Annotated in this window: 6 protein-coding genes and 1 pseudogene; 4 read left to right on the forward strand and 3 right to left on the reverse strand. The window is 42.0% G+C overall.

Going from position 1 to position 10415, the window contains the following annotated elements; translation table 11 throughout:
• Positions 1-238: 238 nt before the first annotated feature.
• The gene (locus V7K84_RS10130) at positions 239-2860 is read right to left on the reverse strand and encodes a M1 family metallopeptidase (protein WP_334837769.1); all 2622 of its coding nucleotides are present in this window, start codon (positions 2858-2860) and stop codon (positions 239-241) included.
• Positions 2861-4013: 1153 nt separating this feature from the next.
• On the opposite strand from V7K84_RS10130, the gene V7K84_RS10135 reads away from it, so the two are divergent.
• On the forward strand, positions 4014-5690 hold the full coding sequence (locus V7K84_RS10135; RefSeq protein ID WP_334837771.1) for a DUF3352 domain-containing protein: 1677 nt from the start codon (positions 4014-4016) through the stop codon (positions 5688-5690).
• A 202-nt stretch (positions 5691-5892) separates the two neighbouring features.
• On the opposite strand, the gene mscL is transcribed toward V7K84_RS10135, so the two are convergent.
• Positions 5893-6324 carry a large conductance mechanosensitive channel protein MscL gene (mscL, locus tag V7K84_RS10140; RefSeq protein ID WP_334837772.1) on the reverse strand — a complete coding sequence of 144 codons (432 nt, stop codon included), beginning with the start codon at positions 6322-6324 and terminating at the stop codon, positions 5893-5895.
• Positions 6325-6648: 324 nt separating this feature from the next.
• Between mscL and V7K84_RS10145 the strand changes: the two genes are divergently transcribed.
• The 3 genes and pseudogenes from V7K84_RS10145 to V7K84_RS10155 all read left to right on the forward strand — a co-directional run bounded on the left by V7K84_RS10145 (position 6649) and on the right by V7K84_RS10155 (position 9194).
• Positions 6649-7572: a class I SAM-dependent methyltransferase gene (locus V7K84_RS10145; RefSeq protein WP_334837774.1), complete on the forward strand. Its 924-nt coding sequence runs from the start codon at positions 6649-6651 to the stop codon at positions 7570-7572.
• Positions 7565-8560, forward strand: a complete 996-nt coding sequence (locus V7K84_RS10150) for a PrsW family intramembrane metalloprotease (RefSeq protein ID WP_334837776.1) — start codon at positions 7565-7567, stop codon at positions 8558-8560. Before V7K84_RS10145 ends, V7K84_RS10150 begins: the two co-directional genes overlap by 8 nt.
• A 47-nt stretch (positions 8561-8607) precedes the next feature.
• Positions 8608-9194, forward strand: a pseudogene (locus tag V7K84_RS10155) (Uma2 family endonuclease).
• Positions 9195-9254: 60 nt separating this feature from the next.
• Here V7K84_RS10155 and V7K84_RS10160 read toward each other — a convergent pair.
• Positions 9255-10127: a 6-carboxytetrahydropterin synthase gene (locus V7K84_RS10160; RefSeq protein WP_334837778.1), complete on the reverse strand. Its 873-nt coding sequence runs from the start codon at positions 10125-10127 to the stop codon at positions 9255-9257.
• Positions 10128-10415 lie beyond the last annotated feature (288 nt).

A 10415-nucleotide genomic window follows, 5' to 3' on the forward strand; every position in this document is an offset into this window, starting at 1 on the left:
TATAAATATGTATCTATATATGCAAATTGAAACTCAGTAACTGCTTACAACATAAAGATCCCCGACTTATGTTAGAAGTCGGGGATCTTGGTACTATGTTTATTTATACCTGTGATTTAAGTGGAAAATAAAATATTTTATGTGTCCACAATAAAATTACAGTATCAACTAAAACCTTGGTAATTGTTAATAGCTTTGCCACAATTACCAATTACCGACTTTTAATTATCATGTAATGCTATTTAGATTTAGCCTCCAAGTTTTCTAAACGGCTTCTCAATTCCTGATTTTGTTGTTTGAGTTGGTCGAAATCTTCACGCAGTTGACGTAGGGTTTTTTCTGAACCAATGTTCTTTTGCACCTTGGAAATTTCTTCTTCAGCAGAGCGACGTACACGCCCATCAGCTGTTTGTTCAGCTAGCGATCGCAAAATTCCCACTGCTTTAGGTGTTTCCATTTGTCCTAATGCTGCTGCTACCGAGACTTGCGTTAAAAAGAAGCTTTCTTTGGCTAGTTCTGTTAATTTTTCTAAAATCCGTTCCAAATTAACCGGACTTTGACCTACAGAAATCTTTCCTAAAGCGCGAATTGTGGCTAAACGTAGGGGTTGTGGCACACCGAGTTTGGTGTATTCTAGCAGCAGATTTAAAGCTGCTTCTGAGGTTTTGAATTCAGCTAAACCGGCGATCGCACCACTCCGCACAACTTCATTCCAACCCGCCTTTTCTTCTAAAACGGATTTCAGCAGCTTTAATACCTTGTCTTCCTTGGGTTTTTCTTCCAAGTTTGATGAGGCGATCGCCCCGATTACACGAGAAGCTGCTGCTTCCACGTAGTAGCTGGGATCGCCTTTTTGCACTAACCCTCTGACAACTTTATAGCTTTCAGCAGTTTTGAATTGAGTCAGTGCTTCCACTACAGCTCGTCGCACATAAGCATTTTTATCTTTTAACCCAGGAACTAAGCCATCAAAGGCTTGATCTAAATTGATTTGGGCTAGTTGTTTCGCCACTTCCACACGCACACCCCACAACGGGTCATTTTTTAGCGATGCAGACAGTGCAATGATTGCTTCTAACCCACCTTTTTTCGCCAAAGCTGCTGCTGCATAACTACGCGAAATCGGGTCGGGATCGAATTCTAACTGTGCTTTTAACTCCGCAATTGGATATTCTAAAGTTACTGTTTTTAGGTAATTATTTCCAACATCAAAGCTAATAAATTGGGGCTTATTTTCTAGGGGAAAGTAGAAGCTTTGTTCGCGTTCATTCACGCGGACGGTGAAAGTTTTGAGTGCTGAGAATGAAGTGCTGAGTTTTCCGTTACTTCTCACTTCTTCTTGTTGCGTATAGCCAAAACCAATAGGTATTTTTAAATCAAACAAATCCTTAGTGCCATTTTTACCTTCATCAGCTTGGGTTTGAGTGACTGTAATTTTTGCTAAATTAGCATCTCCATCCCAAGAGCAAGCTACTTTAAAATCGGGATGACCACCACGATAAACGTATTGGTCAAACAGGAACAAAAGATTGCGTCCGGTTGCCTTTTCAATCGCCCTGAGTAAGTCTACTGTTTCTACAGTTTTGTGGGCATTATCTCGGACAAATGTTTGAATTGCCTGCCAAAACAACTCATCTCCCAATTGGGCCCGAATCATGTGATAGACACAAGATCCTTTTTCGTAGATGTGGCGATCGTAAAGTTCAATAGCTTCTCGGTAAACGTGCGTTACCATTGGACGGCGATAACGACTGCTATCTTCACTTAAGTAACGACGAGCTTCCAATAAACGATAGTAAGCTGCTTCTTCTAGACTATATTCCTGTTCTGTCCACATCACCTCAGAGTAAGAAGCCATCCCTTCTTTAATCCAAGCATGAGACCAATGCTTAATCACCACCAAATCACCAAACCACTGGTGCGCGAGTTCGTGGACAACTAAACTTTCAGTGTTGCGGTTATCTAAGGCAGCGCGTTCATCCAGCAAACATCTGTCTGTTAACAGTGTTGTGGAGGTGTTTTCCATGCCGCCAAAGATGAAGTCATCGACGCAAACTTGGGCGTATTTCGGAAAAGGGTATGGATAACCATACTTTTGGCTCAAAAATTCGATCATTCTGGGAGTTTTGTCCATGCTGCGTTTAGCATCTTCCTCCCGTCCCTTTTCTACATAGTAGGTGACAGCTTTACCGTTCCACTCATCTCGAATTTCAGCAAAATCACCTACTGCTAAAGTCATCAAGTAGGTAGGATGAACTTGTTGCTGTAACCAATGATAGACTTTGTAATCACCATCTTCTGTGGTGTCAATTAATTCGCCATTGGAAATTGCTACAAGAGGGTTAGGAACGCGGACGCGAATTTCCGAAGTAGATAGTTGTCCTGGATAGTCAAAGCAGGGGAACCAAAAGCGAGAGTCTTCGTCTTCGCCTTGAGTCCAAACTTGAGTAGGCTTGTTTGGGTAGTGCTTATCTGGTTGAATAAAATAAATACCGCGTTGCGGTTTTGCCACTGAGTAGGCGATCGCAATCAGCAAGCGTTTACCAATCTGGGTTGCCTGAGAAAGTTGGATGGAAAGCTGTTCGCCGTCATAGTCAAAATTTTGTGGCACTTCGTCCACCTGCACAGACTCGATATTTAGGTTGACAGCATCCAAAGTCAAACGATCAATACCATTACGGATTGGCAAGAGGCGAATGCTACAACTGCCCTGATAGCTTTGCTTGGGAATATCCAAGCTGAGATCGAGAAAAATATGCTCTACCTGTCCGGGGCGATCGGGGTTGTAGTGTGGTCTTGCTCCCGGTAACTCAAAAGGTTTGTGTCCGTTATTATCTGTATCAAAATAAGACTGCGACATTGATGCTTACTGACCTTGTAATCCTGAAAAGTCTGGCTTGGTTGGATGTAGTTAAGTAAAATAGCGGTGTTTGATGTATTTACCAAATCAACAGGGCATTATGGAGGTGAGAACTCTCCTTTGGGATTGGGGGATTGAAATTAATCTCATCCGAACTTCCGAAGATCGGCTACCGATCCTGGGATTTTTTCCATATACCTGCTGCATTTACTTTTGCTGATGTTCTGCACTTTTTTGGCATTGAGTCAAGAGTCTCTTGCACCTCGATAGATTCTCATTAAGTACAAATACTCCTAATTATTTTTATAACTTTAGGATAGCTTGCTCCTGAACACGCTATTTTGTTTAAAATGAACAGCATATCATTTGCAGATTCGCTCCTCATCTGGTTGAAGTATTTTTGAGAGTAATTTTAGACCGCTAATTTGTAGGATTACTAATTTTATCAGTAAATACCAACTGGAGTTGAAACTAAATGTAGGATACCAGTTGGGTGAGAGTACAATAACAAATTTCTGTCTCCGTAAAAACTCCCATACTGGCGAGTGCCTGTAAAAGTCGCTCCGAGGTAATGCTTGTAGATTGACGTTGCACTTGTCAAATCCTCTTCACTTCTTTAACAAATCGGCGTAGGCGTAGAGACGCTGCGCGTAGCTTGCTTGCACGAAGTGGTACGGCTGCGCTCAGTGACCGTCGTAGACATCGCTAGCTTGTTTGCTGCATAGATGGACTGCGAGATCCAAGTGCTATAGCAATCTAAAATCATTCGTAAACAATGAGATTCTCAACTTCATAAGAGTTGTCGGGAATCTTACCCTTGCAATTTTTACAAATCAGATAGGATTGCTATGTATTTAATTTGCAAAAACCCATTTGTAGTAAACAATCACTTTTAAGTTGGATGTTTGCTGATTGAGACATGAGATTTAAGTGAGAATCTTTATGATTAATATCCAATTAATAATGGATGTCAAAAGCAATAATTTTCTGCAAGTAGGAGGTAGATGTGCAGCTTGTCAATGAGCGTGCTGCTGAATCCTTTTGTCATGGGTTAGTCTAGCGATGGATTAGCGGAAATTATTATAAATCCGAAAACTCTACAGTGACACTTGTATAAATCTCGGTGACAATCTGAGCAAAAGAGGATAACAAAATGCCTGAAAGTAAATCAAAATTTCTCATTCCTGCCGTTGGTGCTGCCGTCGTTGTCGCAGGAAGTATAGCGGCTTACACGTACTTTAAAGGCTCACCAGGAGGTAGTTCAGACGCTCTAGGCAATGCTAAAGTAGTGCCTTCAACAGCACTGATGGCAACTTATATTACTAATGACTCTGAAGCCTGGGCAAAATTAAAGCAGTTTGGCACTCCAGAAGCACAAAAGTTAGTAGCAAAAGGTCTGGAAGATTTTAATAAGCAAATGTTCAGTGACAGTAACATTTCTTATGAAAAAGACATAAAGCCTTGGGCTGGTGGTGTGATGATTGCTGTATTGCCACCAAACCCTGTAAAACCAGCACAGTTAAACGTACCCTCTGGGGCATCTAATGTACCAACAAATTTACAGCAGGAATCAAATATCCTGATAGTGGTGGGAATCAAGGACAAACTCAGCGCCTTGAATTTTGCTAACAAATTGAAGTCACAAAAAGGAGTAAAATTACAGGAATCTGACTATCAAGGTCAAAAAATTGTCGAAACTACACAAAATGGCAAGCCGACGTATAGCGTAGTTTTAAATGATAGTCAGTTGGTATTAGCCCCTGAAAAGCAAGCTGTAGAAAAAGCAATTGACACCTTTAAGGGACAGTCTTCTTTTGCCAGCAAAGAAGGTGCTAGTAGCATTCTTAAAGGAGTGGATGTTAAAAACAGCCTCGCCCAAATTTACGTACCAGACTATGCCGGGATGATACAGCAATTAACCGCTGGAAATCCGCAGGCAAAGCAGTTACCACCACAAACCCTGACGCAACTGAAGCAGATAAAATCTGTGGTAGCAGGTGTTGGTGTTGATGATGCGGGAGTGAGGGTAAAAGCGATCGCTAATTTAGATCCGCAATTAAATAAATTTCAGTATCAATCAAGTCCTGGGAATATAGTCGGGCAATTTCCTGCTGATACCTTTGCTCTGATTAGCGGAAATGGCATCAGCCGTGGTTGGGAAGTGCTGGTAGAGCAGTCAAAAGATTATCCAGAAATGAAGCAAGCTCTGGAACAAGCGCGAGGACAACTGAAATTCGCCAATCTAGACTTAGATAAAGATATTTTTGGCTGGATGAATGGAGAATTCGCCTTTGGTGCGATTCCATCAAATCAAGGAGTATTAGCGAGTGTTGGTTTTGGAGGTGCTTTAGTATTTGATACTAGCGATCGCAAAACTGCCGAAGCCACCTTGACAAAATTGGATACCCTTGCCAAAACCCAAAAAATCAACGTCGCCAACAGAAATATCGGTGGTAAAGACGTAACTGAATGGCAAATTCCCCAACAAGGAGCTTTATTGGCACATGGTTGGCTAGATCGAGATACTGTATTTGTAGCTATTGGTGGCCCCATTGCTGACGCAGTTAGCGATCGCAAAAATCCATCTCTCGACACTAGCGACGCTTTCAAAGCCGTGACTGGTTCTTTGCAAAAGCCCAACGGCGGCTATTTCTACCTCGATATGGATAAAACTAAAACTGTGCCCCTGATCAATAGTTTTGTATCATCTAACGCCGATACCATCACCATTTTGAATTCCATTCGCGGTGTTGGTTTTACCGCTATTAGCCCTGATAAATCCACCAGTGAATTAGAGATGTTGTTAGCTCTTAAGCCTAGTACAAAGTAGGGCATTGGGCATGGAGTATGGGGTATGGGGATTGAATATTTCTCCCTCACTTCCTCATCTCCCACCCTACGGGAAGTTAAACCTACATCTCCCTCAGCCTTTTTATTCTCTACGAGACGCTGCGCGTAGCTTGCTTCCCTGTAAAGGTAAAATTTTTAATTTTTAATTTTTAATTGATTTATCCTTCATCTCCCCTCCCTACTCACAAAACTTGATTATTCCGAGATTCCAAGTTTTGGTTCAGCCTATCTAAGGCGCCAGTCAATCTTTCTTGGGCTACAAGGTTAGGATCTGGCAAGGGTTCATCGGCTACTTCTTCTTGTCTCTTAAATTTTTGTAAGGCTCGAATTGCGACAAATAAAACTAAGGCAATGATTACAAAGTCAACTATTGCGCCAAGAAAGTGACCAATCTTGATTCCCGGGCCAATGGCGATTGTTCTCCAGTCTTTGCCAGCAAAACTAACCAAGGGATTAATCAATGGCATGATTACATCTTCAACAAAGGAAGTGATAATCTTGCCAAAAGCACCACCAACGATCACAGCGATCGCCAAGTCAACTACATTGCCTTTAAGGGCAAATTCTTGAAAATCTTTTAAAAAGCCACTTGCTCTTCTTCTTGCTCTGGCCATATTTGACTCCAATAAGCTGAACTTACTGTACTTTTGTTTATAAATGACACTCAGTTTTTTGCCATTCTTGTTGAGACAAATATTGCTAAGTATGAAAATTTTACCAGTCTTCAATAAAATTCTCTGATAAATATAAAATGTAACCCAGCATCATTCAAATCTTCTCAGAACTTTGCTACTCTGCAAATGTCAACCTTCTATAATATTTGTTGCATGGGGCAAGCCAAAGGAGGCGGACTGCCGTTATACAATTCAATTCATTTCTAGACTGCCGTCCAGCAACTATGTCATAAGTAGAAAAGGCTGTTAAATGCAAACTGATTTATGACTGCTGCTGTAAACACTAATCCTGGTTTAGCTTCCCGCTTGGTAAATGGCATACTGGCAATTCAGCCTTTAGCTAACCTAGCCAAGCATCAAGCTAGACAAATGATGATTAAACGTGCCGAGAGAATTGGTGTGCCTTGGACGCAAGAAGTCGAAACACTACAAGCGCGTGATTGGAAGGACGATCTCGCTCAAGTACAAAATCCTCAGCTTTCCTACCCCGATTACTACGTCACCTCATTCCATGCTTACGAAACCGGAAATCTCAGTTGGCAAGCCGCTTTTGAGGTAGAACCTGCTGCTTACGCTGTCCACGCTAAGATTTGGCAGGGCGCTGAAGAAGCGAAAGGCGATCCGATGCTGCGCCAAAGTTACCACAATATCCTGAAGAGTCAAATTCCTAATGAGCCGCAAGACATCTTGGATGTAGGATGTAGTGTGGGCTTGAGTAGTTTTACCCTACAAGAAATTTATCCTCATACCAAAATTACAGGCTTAGACTTATCTCCCTACTTTTTAGCCGTTGCCAATTACCGCGCTGGGCAACGTCAAGCTAAAATTAACTGGCTTCATGCCCAAGCTGAATCTACCGGGCTACCTGATGCCTCGTTTGATTTAGTTTCCATTTTCCTGATGTGCCACGAATTACCCCAATCAGCAACCCGACAGATTTTAGCTGAAATGCGGCGCGTGTTGCGTCCGGGTGGCTACTTGGCCATCATGGATATGAATCCCAAATCTGAAGTTTACAAGAAAATGCCAGCCTACATTTTGACTTTGCTCAAAAGTACTGAACCGTATTTAGATGAATATTTTGCTTTGGACATCGAGCAAGCTATTGTTGAAGCGGGTTTCCAGACTCCCACTATCACCAACAATACCCACCGTCACCGTACAGTAATTGCTCAGGTGAGTGGTTGATTTATCTCTACTGTTGTGGGCAGCAATACCACCCTTACTGTTGCTAGGCTACTATTACTGTCGGATACCATTTGCCCCACCTCTGTTAAAGTTACTGATGTTCTTTATCATTGGGGCAATATCTGGTTTTTTAGCCCTTAGACTGGAATGGGATTTTGAAAATGTAGCGAACTCTTTTGTAGGCTGCCATCAGATTAAGCGATGTCTGGCGACAAGCCGCTTCGCGTCTACGCTTCTTGGTACAGCCTTGCGGCAGCTTGTGGAAATAGGCCCAATTGAAGAAGGCTGCAAGTTGGCTGCGGTTATTATCCCAACTTACTATCTGCAACGCAAGTATCGATTACTTCACTCTACGGTTTTCCTCTTCGCGATCGCTGTTTCCCTTGGATTCACTGCTGAAGAGAACTGGATTTACTTTTTCCACGGTACAGCATCAGTTTTTGAACGTACTATCGGCACGCCAGTCCATGCGATGTTCTCTGCACCTTGGGGATATGCATTAGGAATCTATATTTCTTCTAAAAATCGCTTAAATCGAGACAAAAAGTTTATTTTTAGGGCTTGGCTAAATTCTGTAATCTGTCATGCCCTAGTGAATGTCCTATCTAGTGCTTGGGGTTACTCATTACCCCTACGTTTCCTGAGTTATGGTTTATTTCCGTTTCTGTTGTGGATGTTTTGGCGGCTGGAACAATTACTGCGAAAAGTGCAAGGTAAACCTGTAATTACCCTAATTTCAGATCGTACAATCCAGCGCCGTTACTGGCAGAGGAGTTTAGTGCTGTTTGCCCTTGTGCTGGGTGGAAATGCTATTTTTGGGCTGTTTCTCTTAGTCAGGACTGTTAGTCCTTTGAGTCCGTCAAAGCTTTTTGACACTTATATATTGTGGTTTATATTTAGTCGTTTTTTACTAAATCTCTTTTTTGGAGTTTTAGCGTGGGGCATTTATCGCTATTTGCGACATTCCGCCCGTCGTCGGTATTTTTAAAATATGATTTAGGAAAAGGCTAGGGGGTTTCTATATAAACAACTCCAGTGCGTTGGACGACTGCTGACCTAGAGCTATTTGCTGGCGATTCTCGTTCCGAGACACTTCGTGAACGCAGAAATCGCTATGAGATTATTGATGGAGAACTATTTGTGACTAAAGCGCCTAACTGGGATCATCAGACGAGCTGCGTCAATATTGCTACAGTTCTAAAGATTTGGTCTGATGAAACTGGTCTAGGTAAAGCTGCGTAGGCGTAGCCCGTCGTAGACATCGCACCTGGAATTATTTTTTCAGATTCTGACAATGCGATCCCTGATGTGGTATAGGCAAGTCATGAACGGTTAAAACACTTGTTAGATGAGGCTGGACATCTCACGGCGCACCAGAGTTAGTAATAGAAGTTTTATCACCCGCCGAAAAAAACGAAAAACGCGACAAGGAAACAAAGCTAAAGCTGTACTCGGTGCAAGGGGTTCAAGAATATTGGATTTGCGATTCTGTACAAAAGAAAGTTGAGATTTATCGACGCGAACAGGCTGCATTAAAGTTAGCAGCTACTTTATTCAATCAAGATGAACTGACAAGTCCTTTGCTACCTGGTTTTAATTGCTTAGTAAGTAAACTTTTTTAGCTGGGCATGGGCATGGGGACGATCTAAATTCCCTATGTCCTATGCCTAATTTGCAATTAGCTAAACTTGTGCTAGTACTGGCTGATTCGCGGATGCGTTGACTGAATCCGATTCTGATTCCGTACAGTAGATTTCGCAGGAGTTATTAGGACTTTCAATCAGTTTTACCTTGTAAAGTTTAGCTCCCAATTCCTCAATAGGCGATCGCAGTAAATTACTAATGTAAAGTGCGATATTTTCAGCAGTGGGCACAACTTCGGCAAAGTAGGGAATATCTTTGTTTAAAAATGTGTGATCGAATGGCTCTAACACATAATCTTCTACCACTTGATTCAGGGCACCTAAATCAATAATCATGCCAGTACGCGGGTCAATTTTTCCTTTGACAGTGACTTCTAGATGGTAGTTGTGTCCGTGACCGTTGGGACGAGCGCACTTACCATAAACAAGCGTGTTTTCTTCGTTACTGAGTTTAGGATGAGCTAGCCGATGGGCGGCGCTAAAGTGAGTACTGATGTTGAGGTAGGCTTCCATTGCGTTTCCCATATAATCTGCCCAAAGTTCAGGATGTTCAAATAACTGCACGCGGACTAGAGGCAAATGAGGTGCTAGCCGCTGCCAGATAATCCGTGCAATATTCTCAGTGGTAGGCAGAGTTTGTTGAAATTCTGCCCACACATCATTGAGATAAGAGAAGTCCAATTGACTGGTAACTTCCCGTTTAATTACCTGTTTCACATCAGACAAGTTCAGCACCATACCATATTCATCCAATTCCCCGGCTAGGGAGATAAATAAGACATAGTTATGCCCGTGTCCTGGAAATCTAGAACCAGCACCAAATTTCTCAATATTCTCGGCTTCACTCAGTTCTGGCAACCAATAACGATGACTTGCTGCAAACTGGGCGCGGCGATTAACAATGCATTGCATGAGTACACTATGAGCAGAATTTAAAATTTCTTAATCTTTTTCTGCTTCCAGCATAAACTAATTTCTTTGTCAGTGGTTATGGGAATCAATACTTCGGACAATTTAGAACGATACCGAAAGCCTTACAGGGTATTCTCTGGCAAAAACGACGCATTTTTTCAAAGTTAGCTTAGAGGATGTTTTAAAAGTATTGGGCGAATAGAATGAGACTGTTGGCGAATTAAAAGAGGGTGAAACCAAACATCCCATAAAAATGGCAAAGGAATTATGATGAAGCAGAAGTAAAAA

It is taken from the genome of Nostoc sp. (genome assembly GCF_036917315.1).
Classification (GTDB): Bacteria; Cyanobacteriota; Cyanobacteriia; order Cyanobacteriales; family Nostocaceae; genus Nostoc.

Excerpts from the sequence above, each read along its gene's own strand:
- V7K84_RS10160 (WP_334837778.1), bottom strand. The coding sequence starts at position 10,127 with ATGCAATGCATTGTTAATCGCCGCGCCCAGTTTGCAGCAAGTCATCGT.
- V7K84_RS10135 (WP_334837771.1), top strand. The coding sequence starts at position 4,014 with ATGCCTGAAAGTAAATCAAAATTTCTCATTCCTGCCGTTGGTGCTGCC.
- V7K84_RS10130 (WP_334837769.1), bottom strand. The coding sequence starts at position 2,860 with ATGTCGCAGTCTTATTTTGATACAGATAATAACGGACACAAACCTTTT.
- mscL (WP_334837772.1), bottom strand. The coding sequence starts at position 6,324 with ATGGCCAGAGCAAGAAGAAGAGCAAGTGGCTTTTTAAAAGATTTTCAA.
- V7K84_RS10145 (WP_334837774.1), top strand. The coding sequence starts at position 6,649 with ATGACTGCTGCTGTAAACACTAATCCTGGTTTAGCTTCCCGCTTGGTA.